Origin of the sequence: Nocardiopsis kunsanensis DSM 44524, from assembly GCF_000340965.1 — a bacterium.
GTDB classification, from domain to species: Bacteria; Actinomycetota; Actinomycetes; order Streptosporangiales; family Streptosporangiaceae; genus Nocardiopsis; species Nocardiopsis kunsanensis.
In genome coordinates, this window is the sequence record NZ_ANAY01000004.1 from 35568 (window position 1) to 59877 (window position 24310).

The 24310-nt window shown below is 70.2% G+C and carries 19 protein-coding genes; 7 read left to right on the plus strand and 12 right to left on the minus strand.

From position 1 onward, the window contains the following. The first annotated feature begins 213 nt into the window (after nt 1-213). Together D456_RS0104150 and D456_RS0104155 are read left to right on the plus strand one after the other, a co-directional pair. Entirely contained in the window at nt 214-1413 is a 1200-nt protein-coding gene (locus D456_RS0104150; protein ID WP_017574895.1) for a thiolase family protein, read from the plus strand. After that, nucleotides 1410-3503, plus strand: coding sequence for a 3-hydroxyacyl-CoA dehydrogenase NAD-binding domain-containing protein (locus tag D456_RS0104155; protein WP_017574896.1), 2094 nt, complete (start codon nt 1410-1412; stop codon nt 3501-3503). Before D456_RS0104150 ends, D456_RS0104155 begins: the two co-directional genes overlap by 4 nt. A gap of 105 nt (nt 3504-3608) precedes the next feature. On the opposite strand, the gene D456_RS0104160 is transcribed toward D456_RS0104155, so the two are convergent. Beyond that, entirely contained in the window at nt 3609-4232 is a 624-nt protein-coding gene (locus tag D456_RS0104160; protein WP_017574897.1) for a hypothetical protein, read from the minus strand. Between the two features lie 124 nt (nt 4233-4356). Here D456_RS0104160 and D456_RS0104165 point away from each other — a divergent pair, with 124 nt between their 5' ends. Continuing rightward, nucleotides 4357-5103 (plus strand): hypothetical protein, encoded by a 747-nt coding sequence (locus D456_RS0104165; RefSeq protein ID WP_017574898.1) that lies wholly within the window; start codon nt 4357-4359, stop codon nt 5101-5103. Here the strand turns inward: D456_RS0104165 and D456_RS25450 are convergent. Continuing rightward, nucleotides 5080-5376, minus strand: a complete 297-nt coding sequence (locus tag D456_RS25450; protein WP_394297265.1) for a zinc ribbon domain-containing protein — start codon at nt 5374-5376, stop codon at nt 5080-5082. The genes D456_RS0104165 and D456_RS25450 overlap by 24 nt on opposite strands. Before the next feature lie 746 nt (nt 5377-6122). Here D456_RS25450 and D456_RS26800 point away from each other — a divergent pair. Then, nucleotides 6123-6281, plus strand: coding sequence for a hypothetical protein (locus D456_RS26800; protein WP_017574899.1), 159 nt, complete (start codon nt 6123-6125; stop codon nt 6279-6281). A gap of 70 nt (nt 6282-6351) precedes the next feature. Here the strand turns inward: D456_RS26800 and D456_RS0104175 are convergent, their stop codons facing one another. Then, a complete protein-coding gene (locus tag D456_RS0104175; RefSeq protein WP_017574900.1) occupies nt 6352-8583 on the minus strand; it encodes an MMPL family transporter in 2232 nt (743 codons plus the stop codon). Between the two features lie 151 nt (nt 8584-8734). Between D456_RS0104175 and D456_RS0104180 the strand changes: the two genes are divergently transcribed. Both D456_RS0104180 and D456_RS0104185 read left to right on the plus strand, forming a co-directional pair. After that, nucleotides 8735-9487 (plus strand): TetR/AcrR family transcriptional regulator, encoded by a 753-nt coding sequence (locus D456_RS0104180; protein ID WP_017574901.1) that lies wholly within the window; start codon nt 8735-8737, stop codon nt 9485-9487. Nucleotides 9488-9637: 150 nt separating this feature from the next. Then, nucleotides 9638-10777, plus strand: a complete 1140-nt coding sequence (locus tag D456_RS0104185; RefSeq protein ID WP_017574902.1) for a neutral zinc metallopeptidase — start codon at nt 9638-9640, stop codon at nt 10775-10777. Between the two features lie 65 nt (nt 10778-10842). On the opposite strand, the gene D456_RS0104190 is transcribed toward D456_RS0104185, so the two are convergent. From D456_RS0104190 to D456_RS0104225, 8 genes are all read right to left on the minus strand, one after another. Then, nucleotides 10843-12246: an FAD-dependent oxidoreductase gene (locus tag D456_RS0104190; RefSeq protein WP_026115553.1), complete on the minus strand. Its 1404-nt coding sequence runs from the start codon at nt 12244-12246 to the stop codon at nt 10843-10845. Nucleotides 12247-12314: 68 nt separating this feature from the next. Then, nucleotides 12315-14228 carry a 1-deoxy-D-xylulose-5-phosphate synthase gene (gene dxs, locus D456_RS0104195; RefSeq protein ID WP_017574904.1) on the minus strand — a complete coding sequence of 638 codons (1914 nt, stop codon included), beginning with the start codon at nt 14226-14228 and terminating at the stop codon, nt 12315-12317. Nucleotides 14229-14431: 203 nt separating this feature from the next. After that, nucleotides 14432-15202 carry a sulfite exporter TauE/SafE family protein gene (locus D456_RS0104200; protein ID WP_017574905.1) on the minus strand — a complete coding sequence of 257 codons (771 nt, stop codon included), beginning with the start codon at nt 15200-15202 and terminating at the stop codon, nt 14432-14434. A 108-nt stretch (nt 15203-15310) separates the two neighbouring features. Next, nucleotides 15311-16570: a styrene monooxygenase/indole monooxygenase family protein gene (locus D456_RS0104205; RefSeq protein ID WP_017574906.1), complete on the minus strand. Its 1260-nt coding sequence runs from the start codon at nt 16568-16570 to the stop codon at nt 15311-15313. A gap of 405 nt (nt 16571-16975) precedes the next feature. After that, the gene (locus D456_RS0104210; RefSeq protein ID WP_017574907.1) at nt 16976-18253 is read right to left on the minus strand and encodes a sugar ABC transporter permease; all 1278 of its coding nucleotides are present in this window, start codon (nt 18251-18253) and stop codon (nt 16976-16978) included. Then, the gene (locus tag D456_RS0104215; RefSeq protein WP_017574908.1) at nt 18250-19041 is read right to left on the minus strand and encodes an ATP-binding cassette domain-containing protein; all 792 of its coding nucleotides are present in this window, start codon (nt 19039-19041) and stop codon (nt 18250-18252) included. The genes D456_RS0104210 and D456_RS0104215 overlap by 4 nt, the downstream gene beginning before the upstream one ends. A 97-nt stretch (nt 19042-19138) precedes the next feature. Further along, a complete protein-coding gene (locus D456_RS0104220) occupies nt 19139-20257 on the minus strand; it encodes an ABC transporter substrate-binding protein (protein ID WP_017574909.1) in 1119 nt (372 codons plus the stop codon). A 228-nt stretch (nt 20258-20485) separates the two neighbouring features. After that, nucleotides 20486-21658, minus strand: coding sequence for an ROK family transcriptional regulator (locus D456_RS0104225; protein WP_026115555.1), 1173 nt, complete (start codon nt 21656-21658; stop codon nt 20486-20488). 190 nt (nt 21659-21848) lie between these two features. On the opposite strand from D456_RS0104225, the gene D456_RS0104230 reads away from it, so the two are divergent. Continuing rightward, on the plus strand, nt 21849-22433 hold the full coding sequence (locus D456_RS0104230) for a nucleoside/nucleotide kinase family protein (protein ID WP_026115556.1): 585 nt from the start codon (nt 21849-21851) through the stop codon (nt 22431-22433). A gap of 2 nt (nt 22434-22435) precedes the next feature. On the opposite strand, the gene D456_RS23620 is transcribed toward D456_RS0104230, so the two are convergent. Beyond that, on the minus strand, nt 22436-24310 hold a 1875-nt coding region (locus tag D456_RS23620), incomplete at its 5' end, for a serine/threonine protein kinase (RefSeq protein ID WP_040698664.1).

Here is a 24310-nt window from a genome sequence, read left to right on the forward strand (position 1 = left end):
CCACCCGGCGTTCGTACGGGCACGTCCCCTCGGGGCGTGCCCGTTCTGTGTTTCCGGGCCGGGGCCCGGGCCGGACAAGGGTGTCCGCGCGCGGACGTACCAGCGACGACAGTAGTGTGAGCGGGAGCACACACCTGTACTCGCGCATTTTGTTACCGGCCAGTAGCATGGTTTCGACAGTCCACCCACCCCTTGGAAGAAGGAGGGGCCACCGTGCCGCGAACTGCTCGCGATGTCGTTTTTGTCGACGGGGTCCGCACCCCGTTCGGCAAGTCCGGCAAGGGCCTCTACGCAGAGACGCGCGCCGACGACCTGATCGTCCGCGTCATTCGCGAACTGATGCGCCGTAACCCGGGCCTGCCCCCCGAGCGTGTCGACGAGGTCGCCATCGCCGCCACCACCCAGATCGGCGACCAGGGCCTGACCATCGGGCGCAGCGCGGCGATCCTCGCCGGCCTGCCCCGCAGCGTGCCCGGCTACGCGATCGACCGTATGTGCGCCGGTGCACTCACCGCCGTGACCACTTCCGGCGCGGGCATCTCCTTCGGTGCCTACGATGTCGCGATCGCCGGCGGCGTCGAGCACATGGGCCGCCACCCCATGGGCGAGGGGGTCGACCCGAACCCGCGCTTCCTCTCGGAGAAGCTCGTCGACCCCGACGCTCTGGTCATGGGCAACACCGCCGAGAACCTGCACGACCGGTTCCCGAGCATCACCAAGGAGCGCGCCGACGCCTACGCGGTGCGCAGCCAGGAGAAGGTCGCCAAGGCCTACGCCGACGGCAACCTCCAGCCCGACCTGGTCGAGGTGCTGGTCCGCTCCATCGAGGAGGGCTACGGCCTGGCCACCGAGGACGAGCCGCCCCGCCCGGGCACCACCATGGAGTCCCTCGCCGGCCTCAAGACGCCCTTCCGTTCGCACGGCAACGTGACCCCCGGCAACGCCGCAGGCCTCAACGACGGTGCCACCGGCGCCATCATGGCTGCCGAGGACGTCGCCGAGGAGATGGGTCTGAAGGGCAGAATGCGCCTGGTGGACTTCTCCTTCGCCGGGGTGGAGCCCGAGGTCATGGGTGTGGGCCCCGTCCCCGCCACCGAGAAGCTCTTCGCCCGCCAGGGCATCTCCATCGACGACGTCGGCCTCATCGAGATCAACGAGGCCTTCGCCGTCCAGGTCCTGGCCTTCCTGGAGCACTTCGGCATCGCCGACGACGACGCACGCGTCAACCCCTGGGGCGGCGCCATCGCCCTCGGCCACCCGCTGGCCTCCTCCGGTGTGCGTCTGATGATGCAGCTCGCGCGCCAGTTCGAGCAGCGCCCCGACGTCCGTTACGGCCTGACCACGATGTGCGTCGGCATGGGCATGGGCGGGACCGTCCTGTGGGAGAACACCAACTACGAGGGGGGCAAGTGAGCACCGCGATCGAGCAAGCACAGGAGCTCTTCAGCGACGAGGTCGTCACCAAGGCGAACTCCCGTGACATCCAGCTCCCCTACGGCGCCGGCACCGCCATCCTGATCACCCTGGACAACGGGCACGACCACAACAAGCCGAACACCTTCGGCCCCGGCGGTCTGCTCAGCCTCGACGCAGCCATCGAAGCGGCCAAGGCCCGCACCGACATCTCCGCCGTGGCGATCACCGGTAAGCCGTTCATCTTCGCCGTGGGCGCGGACCTGACCGGTGTACCCAGGATCGAGACGCACGAGCAGGCCATGGCCATCGGCAAGCTGGGCCACGACGTCTTCCGCAAGCTCGGTGAACTGGACGTTCCCACGTTCGCGCTGGTCAACGGCGCGGCCATGGGCGGCGGTCTCGAGGTGGCACTGCACTGCACCTACCGGACCGTCTCCTCCGGTGTGCCGGCCGTGTCCCTGCCCGAGGCCTTCCTGGGCCTGGTTCCCGGCTGGGGCGGCACCTACCTGCTGCCCAACCTGATCGGCGCCGAGAAGGCCCTCAAGCTGATCATCGAGAACCCGCTCGCCCAGAACAAGGTCATCAAGGGCCCCAAGGTCCACGAGCTGGGCATCGCCGACGAGATCTTCGAGCCCGCCGACTTCGTCGAGGAGTCGCTGCGCTGGGCCGCCAAGGTCGTCCAGGGCCGGATCACGGTCGAGCGCCCCGAGGTCGACAAGGGCGAGGCCTGGGACAACGCGGTCAACATGGCCCGTTTCAGCGTCGAGGGCAAGCTCCACGGCGCCGCACCGGCCCCGGCCCGCGCGGTCGAGCTGGTGGCCGAGGCCAAGAACCGCAGCCGTGACGAGGGTTTCGCCGCCGAGGACCAGGCCCTGGCCGACCTCATCATGAGCGAGGAGCTCAAGGCGGGCCTGTACGCCTTCGACCTGGTGCAGAAGCGCGCCAAGCGTCCGGCCGGGGCACCCGACAAGTCGCTGGCCCGCAAGATCACCAAGGTCGGTGTGGTCGGTGCCGGTCTGATGGCCGGTCAGCTCGCGCTGCTGTTCGCCCGCCGCCTGGACGTGCCGGTCGTGCTCAACGACCTGGACCAGGAGAGCCTGGACAAGGGTGTGTCCTACGTCCACGGCGAGGTCGACAAGCTGCTGGGCAAGGGCCGCATCAACCAGGACAAGGCCAACCACCTCAAGGCCCTGGTCACCGGTTCGCTGAGCAAGGACGCCTTCGCCGACGCCGACTTCGTCATCGAGGCCGTCTTCGAGAAGATGGAGATCAAGCAGAAGGTCTTCTCCGAGGTCGAGGCCGTGGTCTCGTCCGACGCGATCCTGGCGACCAACACTTCCTCGCTGTCGGTCACCGAGATGGCCTCGAAGCTGAAGCACCCCGAGCGTGTCGTGGGCTTCCACTTCTTCAACCCGGTCGCGGTCCTTCCGCTGCTGGAGATCGTGCGCGGCGAGAAGACCGACGACACCGCCCTGGCGACGGCCTTCACCGCCGCCAAGAAACTCAAGAAGACCGCGGTGTTGTGCAAGGACGCCCCGGCCTTCGTCGTCAACCGCCTGCTCACGCTGTTCATGGGCGAGGTGCTGGGTGCGGTCTCCGAGGGCACCGAGCCCGAGGTGGCCGACCGTGCGGTGGCCCCGCTGGGTCTGCCGATGTCCCCGCTGATGCTGCTGCAGCTCGTGGGTCCCGCGGTCGCCCTGCACGTCTCCGAGACGCTGAACGCGGCCTTCCCCGAGCGTTTCGCGGTCTCCCCGGAGCTGGACAAGATCGTCGAGGCGGGCAAGAACGAGATCTTCGCCTCTGACCTGAGCATCGACCCCGAGGTCAAGGAGCTGCTCAGCGGCGGCGACAAGCCCTCCGAGGAGAAGGAGATCCTGGACCGCGCCCTGCGTGCGATGGCCCGGGAGATCCGGATCATGCTCGACGAGGGTGTGGTCGCCGAGGCCGCCGACATCGACCTGTGCCTGATCGCAGGTGCCGGCTGGCCCTTCCACACCGGCGGGATCACGCCGTACCTGGACAAGGTCGGCGTGTCCGAGGCCGTCAACGGCGAGCCCTTCCACCAGGGCGCGCCGCAGGCGCTCTAGGAACCGCTCCGGCCTCCACCGGAACCGCCACGGGCCCGGTCCCCTCGAAACCCGTTCGGGGGGCCGGGCCCGTTCCTGTGCGTGACTGCCCCTCGGCGTCCGGGTTCAGGTCTCCAGGTCCATGCAGGCAACGGGGTCACCGTCCTGCGGCGCGGGTTCCTCCGCCCCCGCGGTGGGGTCCGTGGAGATCAGGAGCGAGCCGAGGCCGTCGTCCGGCTCGTCGTCGAGCTGGATCTGCCCGCGCCCGCTCCCGTCGGCGTCGGTCCCCAGCTGGATCATCACGGAGCCCTTGTCGAGCTCGCCCTCGGGCGCTTCTTCGGTGTCCTCGTCGCCCTCGTACAGCTCCCCGGACGCCTCCGGGTCGGAGCCGCACGCCTCGACGTGGACGGTGGCGAGGTAGAACTCGTTCTCCGCGAACCCGGTGACCTCCAGTTGGTAGGAGGTCACGTCCGCGCCCTCGTCCGTGATCCGCAGTTCGGCCACGGGTTCCTCGCCCACGGCGTTCTCGTCGAAGAGCTCGGAGCCTTCCTGCTCCTGCCCGAGCTCGGCCCTGATGTTCGCGATCTCCTCCGACTCGTACTCCTCCTCGGGCGGGACGTTCGGTTCGGTGCCGGGGTAGGTCCCGTCCTCGGAGCCCTCTCCGCCGGCGCACCCGGAGACCGCTACGGCCGCGGCCAGCGCCACGACGAAGCCCGGAACCGGGAGGAAACCGACTCCCTTGCTGGTCACAGAGGTATTCATGTGGTGGGAGGTACCCCGGTGACCGGTGCGCCTCACCGGAACACACTGACCGGCCCGGCCCAGCCATGATGACGCGCAGAAAAATATCGCACACGCTCCGTACGGTCGTGCCGTGGCCATCACACCGGAACACCAGATCTACGCGGGGTTGTTCTCCGACGCCCCCGACATGGCGGTGGCATTCCTACGAGACCTCGGAGTGGAGGTACCGAAGTACGACCGCAGCGAACTGACCTCCTGCGACCTCGGGCACGTCGACCCGGTCGAGCGCCGTTCCGACGTGGCGATCATGCTGCGCGGCAAGGTCGGCGACGACCCGTTCGGCAGCCTGATGGGCGTCGTCGTGGAGGCCCAACGCGACGAGAAGGAACGCAAACGCTTCACCTGGCCCGAGTACGTCTCGGCGCTGCGTTCCAAGAACGAGTGCCCGGTGACCCTGCTGGTCATCTGCCCACGGCAGCACGTGGCCGACTGGCACGACGAGCCGGTCCCCCTCGGGCACCCGGGGTTCGTGCTGCGTCCCATCGTGTTGGGACCGGACCGCATCCCGGTTCTCACCGACCCGGAGGAAGTCGGTCGGCAGCCGACCCTGGGTGTGCTGTCCGCGGCGGCCCACGGCCCGGCCGAACCGGACGTGATCAAGGCGCTGCACAGCGGCCCGGATTCGATCGACCCCGAAATGGCGACGAAGTACATTGGATATGCCCTGAACCTGCTCACGGACAGTACCGGCCAGCGGGCCCTGGAGGAAGTCAACTTGACCCGGCCCTCAAGGGCCGGGCTCGGAGATGGCGCCCAACTGGCTGGACGGATGGGCCCTTCCATCCGGCCACCCCTATGGGGTGGCAGGGACGCGTGACTCACGCCCCGCGTTCCACACGCTCTGGCCACGGGCGGCGAGGTTGCGGGAAGCGTTCCGGTCGGCGTGGACAACGACCCCGCACCCCCGGCAGACAAAAAGCCCCTGGCCCACACGGTTGCGCTTGCCGACGTGGTCGCACGCGGCGCACGTCTGCGACGTGTAAGCAGGATCAACGAAAACCACGGGCACACCCGCCCGCCGGGCCTTGCAGACGAGGAAGCCGACGAGCTGGGCGAAGGCCCAGGAACGGAGCGCGACCCGCTGGGGCATCGGAAAGAGACCCCGGCCGCAGGCCGTCGTTTGAGGGTGGTGGCGGGCGACGGGCGGGACGGACCCGGGAGCGGAGGCCCTGGAGACCTTCCAGGACCAGGCCGCGCCCGGTGTCACGCGGCACACCGCGCTCGAACGCGACCTGGGAGACCCGGTTGGCGGCCCCGTTGACCGCGCCCAGGGTCGCCGACAGCGCCGACGCCTGCTCGGCGCCCGGGATGAGCTCGACCTGCACCGTGATCTTCACGCGTGTGAGCACAGCGCCGCCCTCTGGCACCTCGGGGGCCAATCCCGGGATCCGCAGGGCCCGCACGTTCGTCTGCGCCCTGCATGCGCACCTGGCCTTCACACCCCACCCGCCGACGCGGAGCGTGCAACGGCGGGGCCGGGCACGCTCCCTGTGCTCGTGCACGACCTGCCCGGGGCCGCTCTCTTCCGGCTCACCGGCAGCCCCAAGGGTGTCTGCGCCCGCAGGCCGGGCCAGGGGTTCCCGAGCCGCATCCGCGCGTACCTGTGGGACGAGCACTCCTTCTCCGTCCTGCTTCGCGGCCTCCTGCGGGGACGCGCCGCTCGCCGTGGTCGAGGACTACATCGCGGACCTCGAGAAGCCATTCCTCCGTGAACGCCCGGGGTTCCTCACTAGACTCCGCTGATGATGACGGACACCTACGAATACACCAGTGCCTGGGCCGAAAGCCTCAGAGCCGAAGGCAGCTGGAGCCAGGGACGGAGGTAGGGCCAAAGTGATGGCCGAAGCCGTTCTCAAGGTCTTGGACCATCGCCGCATCGGTGTCCCCGGCGAAGTGCGCGCGCACATCCTCGCCTGCCGCGATCACGACCGGCTCCTCACCTGCTTCGACGCGGCGTTGGTCGTCGACAGCCCTGAGGAACTCCTCGGGGACTGACTCCCCGAGGGCACGTGAGGGCCCCGGCGGGCATGCCCACCGGGGCTCGTCAGCGCCTGTGAGAGGAACCTCAGGCGTTCGCGGGAGCCTTCTCCCGGCCCGTCTCCCGGTCCACGGGGCCCGAGGTGTCCTCGTCCTGTTCATCGCCGCCCTCGGAGATCCCGATCCGGTCGTGCAGCCACCGCAGAGGACGGGGCAGCCACCAGTTGAGGTTGCCGAGCAGGCGCATGGTCGCCGGAACCATGATCGCCCGCACCAGGGTGGCGTCCACCAGGACGGCCAGGGCCAGGCCGACACCGATGATCTTGAGGAAGAGCAGGCTCGAGGTGCCCATGGCCAACAGCACCACTCCGAGCAGGACCGCCGCGCTGGTGATGATCTTGCCGGTGCGTTGCAGGCCCAGCTGGACCGAGCGGGCGTTGTCGCCGCTGCGCAGGTACTCCTCGCGCACCCTGCTGAGCAGGAACAGCTCGTAGTCCATGGCCAGACCGAACGAGACGATCATGATCAGGACCAGATAGGTCGGATCGATCGTGCCCACCGCGTCGAAGCCGAGCAGGCCCGCGAAGTGCCCCTCCTGGAAGCCCCAGATCACCGCGCCCAGCGATGCTCCCAGCGAGAGGGCACCCATCAGGACCGCCTTGATCGGCAGTACGACCGAGCCGAAGGCGAGGAAGAGCAGCACCAGGGTGGCGCCGATGATGAAGGCGACGGTGACCGGGGCGTTGTCGATGATCGCGTCGAGGTTGTCGAGCTGCTGGGCGGCCACACCGCCGACCAGGACCTCGTCGGCTCCCTCGGGGCCGGGTTCGGCGCGTACGTCGTCGACCAGGCCGCCGACCTCCGGGTCATCGGTCTGTCCCTGGTAGGCGACCTCGATGTGGGTGATGTCCTCGCCGGTGCGTGCCACGGTGGTGCGCATGGCCGCGGGGAACTCGTCCAGCCGGTCGGTGTAGTCCTCGACGGCTTCCTCGGAGGGGTCACCGACCACAGCCACGTGGACACGGCCGACCTGTCCGGCGGGGAACTCCTCCCCCATGGCCTCGGTGGCCGACCGTGACTCGGCGTCGGTCGGCAGGTACCGCTGGTCGGTCGTGCCCAGGTCGGCCGAGAGCAGGCCGGAGCTGAAGGTGATGAGCACGCAGATCACGGCGACGAGGGAGACGGCCGGTCCGCGCATGACGGTTCGTGCCAACCGCGCCCAGGCACCCTTGCTCTCGTCGATCCTGCCGGTGACGGTGCGTCCGGGCAGGGGCAGTTTGAGGTGGTCGATGCGATGGCCCACCACCGACATGAGCGCGGGCAGGAACACCAGTGCCGCGACGAGGTCGAAGACGACGACGGCGATCCCGCCCCACCCGATGGACTGCAGGATCGGCTGGGGGAAGAACAGCAGCCCCGCGAAGGCGATGCCGACCGTGACGCCGGAGAAGGCAACGGTGCGCCCGGCGGTGTCGACCGTGCGGCGGATCGCGACGGGCACCGTGCGTCCCTTGTCGAGTTCCTCGCGGAAGCGGCTGACCATGAACAGGCCGTAGTCGATCGCCAGGCCCAGCCCCAGGAGGGTGGCCACGTTGATCGCGAAGACCGACACCTCGGTGGCGTAGGTCAGGGCGCGCAGCACGGTCAGGGAACCCAGGATCGCCAGGCCGCCGACCGCCAGGGGGACCAGGCCGGCGACGAGACCGCCGAAGATGAGGACCAGGAGGAAGAGCAGCAGGGGGAGCGTGATGAGCTCGGCCCGGACGATGTCGCTCTCCGCGGTGGTGGAGAGTTCGTGCTCGACCGCGATGGGCCCGCCCAGTTCGGTCTCCAGCGGGCCCGCTTCCAGGGCGGTCGCGGCATCGTCGAACTGGTCCAGGCGTTCCTGGTGCGTCTCACCACTGAGGGTGACGGGCATGTAGGTGGCCTGCCTGTCCTCGGACACGAGCATGCCGCGTTCGAGTTCGGGCAGTTCCTCGTCGAGGTAGATGTCGTGATCGGCGACGACGTCCTCGGGCAGGTCGTCGGCCACCCGCTGCACGGCTGCCGCGAAGCTGGGGTTGTCGACCTCCATCTCTGCGCTGCGGAAGACCGCGATGACGTCGATGTCGGCGTGGCCCAGCTCGTCCTGCAGGACGTCCATGGCCTCGGAGGATTCCGACCCCGGGTCCTCGAAACCGCTCTCGCTGACATCGGAGAACACCCCGAGCCCCCACACGAGGGAGAAGGCGGTGAACAGTCCGGTCAGCGCCAGGACCCACCACCGGCCCCGGTGCGCTCCGTGTCCGATGCGTCCGAACAGCCCGGTTCGTACTGGCATGGGTCGCCCCTTAAGCGAACAGTCGTCATGTCCGTGAACAGCGTTTGCTAACGGTGTTCACTAAAGCGTCTGGGCGTTACTATGTCAACGTCGACGAAGACGACCGAGAGCGCTCCACCCCCGGCGCACGAGACGAGATGGACCTCTACGCATGACAAAACCGCAGATCGAGCGCCCCGGGGCCGGACTGAGCCGACGCGAACGTGTGCGTGAAGCCACACTCGCCGAGATCAAGGAGATCGCCCGGCGCCACCTCGTCGAGCACGGGGCCCAAGGGGTCTCGCTACGTGCGATCGCCCGCGAGATGGGCATGACCGCGCCGGGGCTGTACCGCTACGTCTCGGGCATCGACGCGCTGCTGATCCTCATCACCGCACAGATGTACGACGACCTGGCCGACACCGTGGCCGCCGCCGACTCCGGCGTTCCCGAGCACGACACCGATCAGCGAATCCTCGCATCGTTGCGCGCCTTCCGCGGCTGGGCGCTGGACCACCGTGCGGAGTTCTCGACCATGTTCGGTCCGCACACCCGGCCCGAGCCCGACACCGACATCAGCGAGGCGCTGGAGGCCGGACGCAGGTTCGGTGCCACGTTCTTCACACTCTTCGACCGACTGCTGTCCGAGGGGCGTTTCGAGGTGCCCTCCGACGAGGAGGTCCCCGCGGAGCTGGCCCGCGAGTTGCGCACCTTCGCCGACACCTTGGGCCTGTCCACCCCGCACATGTCGCTGGGCGCGGTGATGGTGCTGAGCTCGTGCTGGGTGCGGCTGTACGGGGTGGTGTGCATGGAGATCTTCCAACACCTGAACTTCGTCATGGCGAACATGGAGCCGCTGTTCGAGTCGGAGCTGCGCAGCGTGCTGTCCCGGATCGGGGTGGAGTACCGGCCGCCCGAGGAGTGACACCGCACATGCCCGTCGGCGGATCGCACGGTCTCGATCCGCTACCATCGTGTTGCCCGGTTGGGGCGAATAATTGGGGTCTGCAACGCTTGCCGGTTTCGTTCACGGCCCGGACCCCGGAACGCGTTGGCACGACGGCGAGGACGGACCGTGGAGAATCGACCCGGAACCGACCACCGGCATCCGCCCTTCCATGTACCCCCGGCCTCCTACTCCGACCCCGGTGCTCAGGGCCCCTACCTCCCCCCGCGGATGGGAGAAGCCCAGGGACCCGCCCCCCAGCAGCCGGCGTTCCCACCTCCCGTCCCGGGCTGGGACCAGCAGCCCCGCAGCGGACCGTCCCCCGGGCCGGACACCTCCTTCTCCTCCGGACAGCACCCGCAGGCCCCTCCGGGCCACGGCCCGCCGCACCCTCCGGGGAAGAAGCCCCACGGTGTACTCGTCGGCGCTTCCACGGCCGGGGCCGTCGCGCTGACCGCCCTGGCCGCGAGTGTGCTCATGGTCCTCACCGAACCGGACGAGGACCCCGCGCCCGCACCCGGCACCGATCTGTCCGCCCACTACGACGACGGCCTCCTGGCCCGGCCCGCGCCCATGGAGGTCGACCCGGCCGAGCACCCGCTCTACGACGTGCCCATGCCCGCGGCCGTGAACTGCGACCTGCCCTCCCTGGACCCCTCCTCCGACCCCTCGTGGCTGAAGTTCTCCACGGAGGCCGGCGAGTGCCTGGACACGGTCTGGGCCCCGGTCATGGACGAACTCGGGCTGCATCCCGAAGCCGTGGAGTTCGAGGTCTCCACGGAGTCCCCCGACGCCGACAGCGACGAAGGCTCCACCCTGGCCTTCTACGAGATCGACCACACCCGCGTCACCGTGGTCCTGCCCAACGTGCGCGAGCTGGGCCGCACCGTCCCCGGCCCCGGCCCCGACCAGGAGATGGTGTGGCTGGCCCTGCTGGGGCACGAGTACGGCCACCACGTGCAGTACGCGACAGGGATCCTTCCCGTCAGCCACGACCTGCGCCGCAACGCCGAGGACGAGGCCGAGGAGCTGGACACCCTGCGCCGCACCGAACTGCAGGCCGAATGCATGGCCGGGGTGGCGCTGGGCGGCATCACCGAGGTCGGCGCCGCCGACCTGCGGACCGTCAACGAGCACTTCAACAGCGGTGGTGACCTGGAGACCCACGGGCGTGCCACCAACCGCGCCTTCTGGCTCGAACAGGGCTGGGGCCAGGAGACCGTGGCCGGCTGCAACACCTACGACGCCGAACAGCGCCGCGTGAACTGATCCGCCGCACCGCTGGACGGAGCGGCCCGGTGCCCGCCGGACAGCAGGCCGCCCCGCGCGGGCCCTCAGAGGTCGCCGAGCACCCGCCGGTAGGTCTCCCAGCCGTGCAGCTTCACGCGCTCGCCCCGCTCCAGTTCCTCGCCCTGGCGGGCCTCGGCCTCGTCGATGCGGAGCCAGTCCTCGTAGCCGCTGTAGGACAGGCCGCGCTCGTCCAGGACCTTCTCCAACGGGACGAGTTCGCCCGCGGCCGCACGGAGAGCCCCGGCGTCCTCCAACAGCGTGCGCACGGTGGCGGCGGCGTCGGACTTGTTGGTGCCGATGACCCCGGTCGCCCCGCGTTTGAGCCACCCGGCGACATAGGCGCCCAGTACGGGTCCGCCCTCCGGGGCCAGCACCCGCCCGGCCTCCTCCGGCACGGTCATGGCCTGCTCGTCGAAGGGCACCTGGGGCAGGGGCGAGCCGGCGTAGCCGACCGAACGCAGAACCATCCCGACGGGCAGTTCGGCGCTCTCCCCGGTTCCTTGCACACGGCCCTCTCCGTCCAGACGGGTGTGTTCGACACGGAGCGCGCGCACACGGCCGTCCCGTCCCAGCACCTCCACCGGGCGCGACCAGAAGTGCAGCCGGACCGACCGCGGGGCCTGCCCCACGGGCCGGGCGGAGTGTTCGCGCAGGAGTTTGAGATTGGTGCGTGCGGCGCGGGAGACCTGCGCCGTCTCGGCCTCTCCTCCGCCCACCGCGGCGAGGTCGATGTCCACCTGGGCGGGCTCGACGACGACGTCGGCGCCGGGCAGTCCGAGCAGGTCCCGCAGCTCCGGCGCGGTGAACTTGGCCTGCAGCGGGCCCCGGCGGGCCAGCAGGTGCACCGTGCGCACCCTGCTGGCGGCCAGCACCTCCAGCACGGGCTGGGGGATGTCGGTGTGGCTCAGTTCGTCGGCGGTCTTGGCGAGGATGCGGGCCACGTCCAGGGCCACGTTGCCCGCACCCACGATCGCGACCTCCTCGGCGTCCAGGACGAAACGCTCGAGTTCACTGTCGGGGTGTCCGCAGTACCAGTTGACGAAGTCGGTGGCGGCGAGGCTGCCGGACAGGCCCTCACCAGGTACGTGCATCCGGCGGTCCACGCCGGCGCCCGTCGCGTAGACGACGGCGTGGTAGGAGCGTTCCAGGTCCTGGCGGGTGATGTCGCGACCGAACTCCACGCCGCCGACGAAACGCACGTCGGGGCGTTCGAGTACTTCCCGCAGAGCACGTGCCACACCCTTGATCTTGGTGTGGTCCGGGGCGACCCCGTAGCGGACGAGCCCGTAGGGGGTGGGCAGACGGTCCAGGACGTCGACCTCAACAGGGACACGCTGTTGGCGGGTCAGGGCATCGGCGGTGTAGATGCCGGCCGGGCCCGCCCCGATCACGGCCACTTTCAACGGTGCGAATGCTGGGCTCTGGGACTCGGGTACGAGACAGCTCATTTCCTCATTCTGGCAGTACCGGGGGGCGGGCCCCCGGTACTGCCGCGGAGAGGGTGCCGTTCCGCTCCTCAGGCGGGTTCGTTGGTCGGCTCGTCCTCGACCAGGCGGGAGACCGTCTCGGTGAGCTTGCGGGACAGCTCCTGCGGCGTCAGCCCCTGCTGCTCCAGGATCCGCTCGCGCTTGGCATGGGTGAGGAACTCCTGCTCGATACCGAAGCTGCGCACCGGAACGTCCACCTCGTGGTCGCGCAGCAGACGGGAGACGGCGTCACCGACGGCACCGGTGCGGCCGTTGTCCTCCACGACCGCGACGAGACCGTGCTCGGCGGCCCCGGCGACCAGGGCCTCGTCCAGGGGTTTGACCCACAGGGGGTCGACCACGGTGACACCGATGCCCTGATCGGCCATCCGGTCGGCGACCTCGACAGCGACCTGGGACATGGTGCCCACACCGACGATGAGCAGGTCCTTGCCGTGGCCGGAGTCCTCGGCACGGCGCAGCAGATCCATGGAACCGAGCTTGCCCACGGCGTCCACTTCCTCGGCGACGGCGCCCTTGGGGTAGCGCACGACGGTGGGGGCGTCGTCGACCTGCACGGCCTCACGCAGCTGCGTACGCAGACGTTCGGCGTCACGTGGCGCGGCCATGCGCAGGCCCGGGACGACCTGGAGGATCGACATGTCCCACATGCCGTTGTGGCTGGCGCCGTCGGTGCCGGTGATGCCGGCCCGGTCCAGGCAGAAGGTCACGCCCTGGCGGTGCAGGGCGGCGTCCATGAGCACCTGGTCGAAGCAGCGGTTGAGGAAGGTGGCGTAGACGGCCACGACCGGGTGCAGACCGCTCATGGCCATACCGGTGGCGGAGGTGGCCGCGTGCTGCTCGGCGATACCCACGTCGAAGATGCGGTCGGGGTAAGCCTCGGCGAACTTGTTGAGGCCCGTGGGGTGGAGCATCGCCGCGGTCATGCCGACGATGTCCTCGCGCTCACGGCCGAGCTCGACCATGGTCTCGGCGAAGACACCGGTCCACTTCTCGACCTTGGGACCGGATTTGGCCTGTCCGGTGGTGACGTCGAAGGGGCCGGGCGCGTGGAACTGGTCCTCGTCGTGGTTCTCGGCGGGTGCGTACCCCTTGCCCTTCTGGGTGAGGCAGTGCACGATCACCGGCCCGCCGAAGTCGCGGGCCTGGCGCAGCGCCTTCTCCACGGAGGGCTCGTCGTGGCCGTCGATGGGGCCCAGGTACTTCAGGCCCAGGTCCTCGAACATGATCTGCGGCTGGATGGCGTCCTTGACGCCCTTCTTGAGGCCGTGCAGGGCCTCGTAGAGGGGCTGGCCGACCACCGGTGTCCGGTTGAGAGTGCTCTTGGCCAGACCCAGGGCCTGCTCGTAACCGGGGGCCATGCGCAGCGAGGACAGGTGCTCGGCGAGGCCGCCGCGGGTGGGCGAGTAGGACCGGCCGTTGTCGTTGACCACGATCACCAGGCGGCGGTCCTTGCGCTCGGCGATGTTGTTGAGGGCTTCCCAGGCCATACCGCCGGTCAGGGCACCGTCGCCGATGACGGCCACAACGGTGCGCTCGCGCTCGCCCCGGACCTCGTTGGCCTTGGCCATGCCGTCCGCGTAGGACAGGACGGTGGAGGCGTGGGAGTTCTCGATGAAGTCGTGCTCGGACTCCTCACGGGAGGGGTAGCCCGACAGACCGCCCTCGGCCTTCAGGGCGGTGAAGTCGTGCCGTCCGGTGAGCATCTTGTGCACGTAGGCCTGGTGGCCCGTGTCGAAGAGGATGGGGTCCTGGGGAGAGTCGAAGACCCGGTGGAGTGCGACGGTCAGTTCGACCACACCCAAGCTGGGACCCAGATGTCCTCCGGTCCGGGAGCAGGATTCCACGAGGAAGTCACGGATACCCCGAGCCAGTTCGGGCAGCTGGTCGGCGGGCAGCCTCTTGAGCGCATCCGGATTGTGTATCGACTCGAACAGTGCCACTGTCTCGTCAGTCCCCTCGTCCAGCGTGTCCGTTGCCTTTGCCATCGGGCCCGGGAGGTGGCCCGCACTTGGCTACTGGCAGGTATGCATACCCGATCCTATGGGCGTGGGCCCCACGGGTGTACCCGCAACCCGTTCCCGGGTTTGCGCGTAGATTACTCGCTCCTGGGAGCCTTGTGTCCCCTGGAACGCGTTTGCCGAGGCTATCCGAGCACGGCTCGGACGAGCAGCCCCACGGCCGAAAGAGTCACCACACCGAGCATGCCCAGGCGCAACACCCGGGGCGACACACGGCCGCGCAGCACGTTGCCCAGCACGAAGCCGACCGCGACCAGCGGAACGGCCACCACCCCTGCCACGACGGTCCGGGTCTCTATCTGCCCACCGATGGTGAGAGCGCCCAGGGAGAAGGTCGAGCCCGCGAGGAAGAAGGCGGCCAGGGTCGCGCGCACCCGTGGTGGGTCCTCGTACTGGTAGAGCAGCGCCATGGGCGGGCCGCCGATGGAGGTGGCGGTCCCGGACAGCCCCGAGAGGGCTCCCGCGGTCACGATCGAGGCCGGGGTGATGCGCACGCGGAAGGACCACATGGTGAGCACCACCGCGGCCAGGACCATCACCCCGACCACGGCGGCCAGGGTGCGCGGTTCCAGGACGGCCACGACCGCCACGCCCAGAACGGTTCCCGGGACTCGGGCGGGCACGCCCCAGGCGATCCCGCGCCAGTCCACGTGCCGCCACTCCTGTATCAGGGTGAGCGCCGGCAGGAGCACCACGGTGATGAGCATCGCCCCCGGCATGAGCGAGGGGTCCAGGAAGGAGATGACCGGGGCGGCCACGAGGCCGAGCCCGACCCCGACGGAGCTCTGCACGACCGCCCCGGCCAGGACGGCGGTCCCGGCGACGGCCAGGAGGACCCACGGGTCGACCGAGACGAGCAGGCTTCCGGGCTCGGGTCTGAAGAGATCGGAGAGCATGAGGGCGCCCAACCTACCCCGGTCCCCGCTCGGCCCGCCGTCCGGGTCCGGGCGGGGCACGAAGGGTGGTGGGCCGGTGAGGGCCGGCCCCGGGGCACCGCGGGGCGTTCAGAACGCGAAGTGTCCGAGGAGCCGGGGCTCGGCGCGGTGGACCCCGTCGATGTAGGCCGAGGCGCGCTCGGGGTGCAGGAACCAGTCGATGAGCCCGGTGGGGTCGCTGAAGGAATCGGCGAACCGGTCCGCGGTCTCCTGGTGGCGTTCGGCCAGCCCGAAGAGGTCCCACACGTGCGGCGGGCCGGTGAGCATCACTTCGCTCCAAGCGGTGACCTGGCGCGCGTACCGCCAGTACTCGGCGAAGGTGGCGCGCATGAACCGTTCGTCGAAGGCCCGGTCGCCGTGGTCCACGATCGCGCGCCGGTGGACGTCGGCGGCCAGCGAGGCCATGTTGGCGCCCTGGGCGGTGACGGGGTCGTTGCTGACCACCGTGTCGGCCATGCCCAGGACGGGGGTGCCGTCGGCCAGGTGGGCGACGGGTTCGCGTACGACGGGGGTATGGGAGCCGTGCAGGGTCGCTCCGCGGTCGGCGGGGACGGCATCGGTGAAACGCTCGTGGTGCCAGGGGGCGTGGCAGCGCAATACGTCCAGGAGTGCGGAGAGGACCTCCTGCCCGTCGGCCTCCCGGCCCAAGGGGCGGTCCAGGGGGCCTCCGGGTACGGCCTCGACCATGAGGGCGTGGCAGGGACCGGCCACGGAGTGGGTGGGAAGGGTGAAGACCTCGCCGGCCCCGATGATCGAGGTCCGGTCCAGGACGGGGCCCCGGGGGTCGTCCTCGGCGCCGGTGACGTAGGCGAGGGTGATGCGGCGCTGCGGTGTGCGGAAGGCGGAACGGCCCTCATCACGTGGGAAGAGCTCCGCCAGAGCCTCCCGGCCCGCGGCCACGATCACGAGATCGTAGTCCCGGGCGGTCTCGGCCAACTCCCCGGGTGTGACGCGGCGGCGCAGCAGGGTGCCGCCGTTCCGGTCGAACAGGCGCATCCAGGCGGACATCTTGACACGCTGATCGACCGATTGGGCGGGTTCCTCCAGGCGGCCGAGCCAGGAGAGGTCGGGGTCGGTGCTTCCCGGGTCGGCCACACGCACGCCCACACCCTCGATGCCTGTGGCCCGGCCGTCCCAGAGGGCGAGGCCGTGGCGGCGTTCACGGCGCAGGGCGGGGCCGAAGAGGCACTGGGTCGACCTCACGCCACCGGCGAGGACCTCTTCGGGGCCGGCGAGTGTGGCGATGGTGACGTCGTAGTCCTCGGCCACCAGGCCGAGTGCGAGCTGGAGGCCGGACTGCCCGGCTCCGACGACGAGGATCTTGCGCATGGGTCTCCAGGTGCGGCCCGCCCCTGAACGGGATCACGGGTACGAGGTGGTCCGATCTCGTGGGTCGGAACGGACGGGCACCACAGCGCACCCGGACACGTTCCGTTGCCATGGAAGGGAACCTAGCAGCGCCCCGAAGCACGTTCCGACACGCCTCGGGAAGAGGGGACCTTCGACCCCAGAACCCCGGGCCCTACGACTCAACGACGCATCCGCCCGCTCGGGCGGCCGGCGCCCCTCCCCCTCCGGAACCGCTGTCGAACATCCTCCTCAGCCCCCATACTTGATTACTGTGTGTGATTACCGAGTCCGGGGGATCGGGCGTTCCGTCGCACGCCTCGACACAAGAAACCCCGGCCGCACGGGAGAACGCGGCCGGGGACGGTGGGGAGGGGGTGGGAGTGGTCAGCCCCCTCCCCTGGCATGGGTCTTGCGGCCCCGGCGCGAGGCGGCGTCCATGATGACCGCGACGAGCAGGACCGCGGCGGTGATCATGAAGCGGACCGAGGTGTCGACGTTGGGCAGCAGGAGCAGTCCGGAGGTGATCGCGCCCAGGACCAGCCCGCCCAGGAGCGCCGAGTAGGCGTTGCCGCGTCCACCGAAGAGACTGGTGCCGCCGATCACCGCTGCGGCGATCGCCATCATCAGCTCCTGACCGCCCCCGGTGGTCGTGCTGGCGGCGATGTTGCGTGAGACGAGCATGATCCCGCCCAGAGCAGCCAGGGTCGAGGCGATACCGAAGACCGAGATCCGGACCAGGACCGTGTTGATGCCGGCCCGGCGCGCGGCCTCGGCGTTGCCGCCGACCGCATAGACCATCCGCCCGTACCGGGTCTTGCGCAGGACGAGGTCGAGGGTGACGACGGCGCCGACGAAGACGAGGAAGGCCAGGGGCAGGCCGTTGTACTGGTTGAGGATCCACACGCCGGCGGCCAGGGGCAGTGCCAGCAGCGCGGTACGCAGTACGGTCTCGGCCGGGGGCCGGTGGGGCAGCCCCGCGGCATGGCGCTTGTGTTCGCCGGCCAGCGTGGTGGCCAGGTGCAGGGCCAGGACGAGCAGGACCAGGGCCCAGCCGATCCACGGCACGAAGTAGGTCTGGGTCAGGGCGGCGATGAGCCCTTCGGAGCGGGTGTTGATGGTGCCGTCGGGGCTCATGATCCACAGGTGAAGGCCTTGCCAGCCGAGGAGTCCGGCCAGCGTGACCACGAAGGCCGGGACCCCGATCCTGGCGAAGACGAAACCGTGGAAGAGCCCCACCAGCAGGCCTGTGCCCAGGGCAGCGGCGATACCGGCCCACTCGGGCCACCCGTGCCGCATGACCGTGACGGCCAGCACCGCGGCCGAGAGTCCGGCGACCGAGCCGATGGACAGGTCGATCTCGCCCAGCAACAGCACCATGATGACGCCGGTGGTCATGAGGCCGATGGCGGCGATCTGCACGGTGAGGTTGGACAGGTTCTGCGGGGACAGGAACCGGTCGTTGAGGAGCTGGAAGACGAACGCGATGAGCAGGAGTCCGATGACGACGGGGACGGCGCCCAGTTCGCCGTTGCGGACCTTGCGTTTGGCCCTCCTCCACCAGCCGCCGGGAGAAGCGGCCGTCTCCAGGAGGCGGGGGTCGCGGCGTGCTGTGGTCCCCTCCGAGGAGGCGGGTGGGTCGGTGACCGGGGTGTTTCGGCTCATCGGCTCTCCTCCGCCCCGGCGGTCTGCCGGCCGTCGCGGCGCGTGACGGGGTTGTCGGCCGCGCCGGTGATGGCGGCGACGATCTCCTCGTAGCTGGTTCCTGCGATGGGGAAGTCGCCCGCGTTGCGGCCCAGGCGCAGAACGGCGGCCCGGTCGGCCACGGCCCGCACATCGGCCATGTTGTGGCTGATGAGGATCACGCCCAGGCCCTGGTCGCGCAGTTGCTCGATGAGGTCGAGAACCTGTGCGGTCTGGGCGACACCGAGCGCGGCCGTGGGTTCGTCGAGCATGACCACGCGCGGTTCCCCGAGCAGGGCGCGGGCGATGGCGACGATCTGGCGTTGGCCCCCGGACAGTGAAGCCACGGGGACCCGCAGGTCGGGGATCTCCACCGACAGCGAGCGCAACAGTTCCCAGGCACGGCGTTCCATCTCGACCTCGTCGAGGGTGCCGGGAAAATGCAGGTGTTCGTTGCCGAGGAAGAGGTTGGCCACGATGTCGAGGTTGTCGCACAGGGCGAGGTCCTGGTAGATCGTGGCGATACCGAGACGCTGAGCGTCTGCGGGACCGGTGATCTCGACGGGTTTTCCGTCCCAGGAAACGGCGCCGCCGGTGTCGGCGCTGTGTGCGCCGGCGATGACCTTGACGAGGGTGGACTTGCCCGCTCCGTTGTCACCGAGCAGTGCGACGACCTCGCCCTGGTGGACGTGGAGGTCGACCGCGTCGAGGGCCCGCACGGCCCCGAAGGTCTTGGAGATCCCGGACAGTTCCAGGACTGGTGTGCTCATGGGATGGTCTCTTCCTTGTCCTCACACCGGCCCGGACGCCCGCCGCGGGGGTGCTGGAGCGGGGCCGTCCGGGCTGAGGGTGCCGGCGGGGCCGGGCTCAGAGGGCTTCCTGGCAGTAGTCGGTGTCGGCGTACTCGCCCTCGCAGATCTCCTCGACGGTGTAGACGCCGTCGGAGACCACGGTCTCGTCGACGTTGTCGAGGGTGAGAGCGACCGGTTCGAGCAGCACCGAGTCGACCTCCTGGCCACTACCGTCCTCGAGCTGGGTGAGGGTGTGCTCTCCCGGTTCGATCTCGGATCCGGTGGCCAGGTCCACGGTGACCTGGGCGGCCAGCTCCGCCTGGGGGCGGATCTCCTTGTAGACGGTCATGTACTGCTCACCGGCGACGATGCGCTGGATGCCGGCGAGTTCGGCGTCCTGCCCTGTGACGGGCGGCAGGTCCTCGGTGGCCACGCCCGCGCTCTGGAGGGCGGCGATGGCGCCGGAGGCCATACCGTCGTTGGCGGCCAGCACCCCGATGATCTCGTCGGACCCCAGAGCAGTGATGGCGCCCTCCATCTGGGTGGTGGCCTCCTCGGGGGACCAGTCGGGGGTGTCGTACTCCTGGCCGATCTCGATCTGGCCGTCGAGGACCTCGTGGGCACCTGCCTTGAACTCAGCGGCGTTGGGGTCGGTGGGTGAACCGTTGACCATGACGATCTGGCCGTCGCCGGTGGTGCCTTCCTCCTCCATGGCGGCCAGGAGGGACTCGCCCTGGACCTGGCCGACGCGGTGGTTGTCGAAGGAGACGTAGGCGTCGACGCCGCCCTCGGCGAGGCGGTCGTAGGCCACTACCGGCACCCCCTGGGAGGAGGCCTCGTTGACGGTGCCGGCCGCGGCCTCGGCGTCGACCGCGTCCAGCACCAGGACGTCGACTCCGTCGGTGAGCATGGCCTGGGCCTGGGTCTGCTGTTCGTCGACCTCACCGTCGGCGTTGGCGTAGGAGAACTCGCAGTTCGGGCACTGTTCCTCGAGCGCTTCTTCGAAGTAGGGGTAGTCGAAGGCCTCGTAACGGGCGGTGTAGAGGTCGGGCAGGAGGAGACCGACGTGGAAGCCCTCCTCCACGGAGTGGGTCTGCCCGTCCTCATCGCCTCCCCCGGAGGTGATGGCGTCGCATCCGGTGGAGGCGACCAGGGTGAGGGCTGCTGTCACGGCGGCGAGACCGCCGCCGGCCATGCGTCGGTGGGATGAGCGTCGTGTGTTCAACGCCGGGCCCTTCTCGTGCGGAGGGATGGGGGTGACCTGCGGCACCGCATTCGGTGTTGTGCAGTCAAACCGGGGCTCGGGCTTGAGGTCAACTCCTGAACGCATAACCGATGGATCACAGATCTTGCCTTCAACCTGTGAATGAAGAGGTGGGCAGGTCAGACCGCGTCAGATCCCTCCGTGCTGCTCCACCGGGTCTCAGACAGGGAGCTCGGCAGCCACGAGGAGCGCACCGTACAGGGCTGCGAACTCACCCAGTTCGCTGGTCACCACGTCCAACCGCTCCAAGGCACTGCCCAGGGTGCCCAGCTCCATCTCCCTCGACATGGGGTCCAGGAGCAGGTCCCCGGCGGCGGCCAGCGGACCGCCGACCACGATCCGGTCGGGGTTGAACAGGTTCGCGACGATGGCCGTGCCCTGGCCCAGCGCGGTCCCGGCCTCGGAGACGATACGGCGGCTGGAGGGATCGCCCTCGTGCGCGGCCGCCACCAGCCGCGGTAGATCGACCTGTCCGTCCCGGGCCAGATCACTGCCGTGGGGCACCATCGCCAACAGGTAGGAGGTGCCCACGAAGGTCTCCAGGCAGCCGCGGTTGCCGCACCTGCAGACATGACCGCGCGGGTCCAGGCCGACGTGCCCGATCTCCCCGGCCGTGCCGTCGGCACCGCGCAACAGCCGGCCACCCAGCACGAGTCCGGCGCCGACACCTTCGCCGAGGAGCAGGTACATGACGGTGTCGGCCCCGCGTGCGGCCCCGCGCCCGTGTTCGGCGACGGCGGCCAGGTTGGCGTCGTTCTCTGCGTGCACCGGCCTGCCCAGACGTTCCTGCAGGGCCTGGGCCGGCCGGGTCCCTGTCCAACGCGGCATGCACGAGACCGCACCGACGGTCCCGGTCCCGGGGTCGAGGGGCGCGGGCACGGAGATCACCACCGAGGCGACCGATGCCAGGTCGACACGGCCGCGGAAGAGCACCGTCTCGACGAGCCAGGCGGCCCGGCGCACCGCGCGTGCGGGGTCCACGGCCACGTCGTAGTCGATGGCCTCGCGTTCGAGCAGTGCGCCCTCGTGGTCGGCCACGGCCACCCGCAGACGGTCGGCGGTGAAGTCCACCGCCACGACGGTGCCGGGCGGACGCAGCAGGGTGACGGCGCGGGCACGGCGGCCGTTGGAGGAGGTGGCGCGTACCGCGACCGTGCCGGAAGTACGCAGACCGCGCACGATGTTGGACACGCTGGCCGCGGACAGGCCCGTGGCCCGGGCGAGTTCGGCCTGGGTGCAGGTTCCCCGGCTGCGCAGGGTGTCCACGACGCGGCGCTCGTTGGCCTGACGCAGCGCCGACTGCGAACCCGGGGTCGTGTCGGCCTCGGTCACCACGCAGCCCCTCGTCCGCTCGCTCGTCCGTGTTGTACGCCTTGCGCCCGAGAATGCTACCCCGGTTGCTCCGGGAGCGCTCCGTCGGCCGCAGCGGGGACGGATCCCCGAACGCCTGTGGAGCCGTCCGGGGAGACCCCCGGAAGATCCGGGGAGGTGTGGGAGGCGCCCCTGCCCTACTCTTCGGTGTATGAGTCGAGTACGGACGGGTACCGGGGCGCCCGGGTGGGCCGGGAGCGTGGTCGCGGAGCTGCCCGGCGGGACAGGCGTCCGGGTCGTGGCGGTCGAGGGCCGGTCCGGAGCGGGCAAGAGCACCGTCGCCGCCCACCTGCGCGGGGCCCTGGCGGCACGGGGCGAGGCCGTGCACGTGCTGACCATGGAGGACCTCTACGCCGGGTGGGAGGGTCTTGCCGAGGGCGCCCGGGTCCTGCGCACTCGCGTGCTGGCCCCGCTGGCCCGCGGCGAGGAGCCGGTCTGGCACCGCTGGGACTGGGAGCACGGCCGCCGGTCGGCCGAGCCCTCGTGCCTTCCCGAGCCGGTGGCCCGGGGCGGGGTCCTCGTCGTGGAGGGCACCGGTTCCGGGGTCTCTCCCGCCCTGCTGGACCTGCTGGTGTGGGTGCACGCCCCCGAGGGCGAGCGCAGCCGGCGCCTGGACGCGCGCGAGGACGCTCAGCTGTACGCCCCTCACCGTGCTGCCTGGGCCACTCAGGAGGCACGCCACCTGGACCGGTACCGCCCGGAGGCGCACGCCCGGGTACGGGTCGACAACACGTGAGGTCAGCCGGTGGAGCAGATGCGCCGGGCCTCGGCCAGGTCGCGTTCGATGTTCTGCAGCCCGCTGTCCAGACTGGTCCTGACCCGGGGCAGCTGGGCCGCGCGGTGGGAACGCCATTTGCGTTCGTGGGCGGAGCCGAACCGCTGTGTGTGGGTGCTCGCCACGACGACCGCGCCGATCCCGCTCGCGATGGCCGCGCTCAGGAAGATCACACTGGCCACGTCCGAGGTCACCAGTGTCAGGAAGAGGCAGATCCCGGTCGACCAGTAGAGGAGGACCTTGCCGCGGCGGAAGCCCTCGTCGGAGTCGCCCTGCACCGCCAGGGTCTGCTGCTGCTCGGCCACCGTCCGGTGCTGGGAGAGCCATTGCTCACGCTGATGGGCCAGGACGCTCACGGTCTCCAGGGCCCCGTAGACCGCGGCGGCGTGTCCGGCGCGCGCGGCCCCCGCGGAACGTTCCACCCGTGCCCACAGGATCTCGATCCACTCTCCGACGCCGGGCCGGGCGCCGGGGTCGGGCTTGCGGACGAGGTCGGAGTGCAGGAGGAAGACCAGGATCACCGCAGGGTCGACATGGTTCTGGGTGCCCCGCCACCCGGAGAGCCCCTGCGCGAGCTGCTGGTGGAAACGCGCGCCGACACGTTCGGCCTCGACCAGGTCGTCGGCCAGGGTGCGCAGGGCGCCTGCGTCGGGGCCCCCGTGCTGGGACATGGTGCGGAGAACCTCGGGTCTGGCCAGCAGGCCGAGTTCGTTGCTGCGCGGGTCACCGGACAACAGGGGACGCGGGTCCTCGAAGAGCCGGCTCAGTCCGGCGATGCTGCAGTCGTGGCCGCGGAAGACCGGCGGCAGGTCGGGCCGCGCCTGGGCGATGAGTGTGGCCACGGCCGCGTTGGCGTCGCTCACCTGGCGGCGGAACAGGGACCGGTCGACCAGGGTGTCGTTCAGGTCGTCGATGATCCAGGCGCCCAGGGTGGCACGTTCCTGCGCGTCGGACATGACCCGGACCGCGTCGGTCCAGTTCTCCTGCATGGCGTGGGCGAGTTCCTGCACCGTGCGCAGGCGCCGCCCCGCGAAGTAGTAGGGGGGTGCCTGGTCCCCGCTGCCGGAGGGGGCGGGGGCCTGTTCCCCGGAGGGAGCGGCCGGCGGGGCCTGCGCGCCCGAGGATGTGTGCGGCATCGGCCCGGACCCGGCCTCCGCGTACGGTGTGTGCGGTCGTGCGGGGTCCTGTCGGCGTGTGGCGCCGTCGTCCACGCCTTCGACCAGGGTCGGGCCGGACTGCGGAACGGCCCCTGCGGATTCCTGAGGGGACAGAGCCGTCCCGGTGACCAGGTGGTCGAGCAGGGTCCGGGCGTCCGGCCGGGACTCGGGGTCTCCGGTCAAGCAGGCACGTACTGCCGGGACGAGGCTCTCGGGGACCCCGTCCGTGTCGGCCTGGCCGGAAAGCACGCGGGCGATGCGGGCGGCCTGGGTCGGTCCGGGAAAAGCCTCACGACCCGTCGCGGCGAAAACCATCACCGCACCCCAGGAGAACAGATCCACCGCCGAGGTCAGCCGCATACCCTCCAGCTGCTCCGGCGCCATGTAACCGATCGTGCCGATCACACCCGAGGCCGTCACCGACGTCGACTCCACCGCACGCGCGATACCGAAGTCGATCACCCGCGGCCCGTCGGCCGCCAGCATGATGTTCTCCGGCTTCAGGTCACGGTGGACCACACCGGCGGAGTGGATGGCAGCCAGGGCCGTGGCCGTACTCACCGCCAACCGCTGCAGGTCGGCTTCGGTCCTGGGTCCCTCGACGTCCACGGCGGTCTGCAGCGTGGGTCCGTCGATGTACTCGGTGGCGATCCAGGGCTCGTCCGCGTCGGGGTCGGCGTC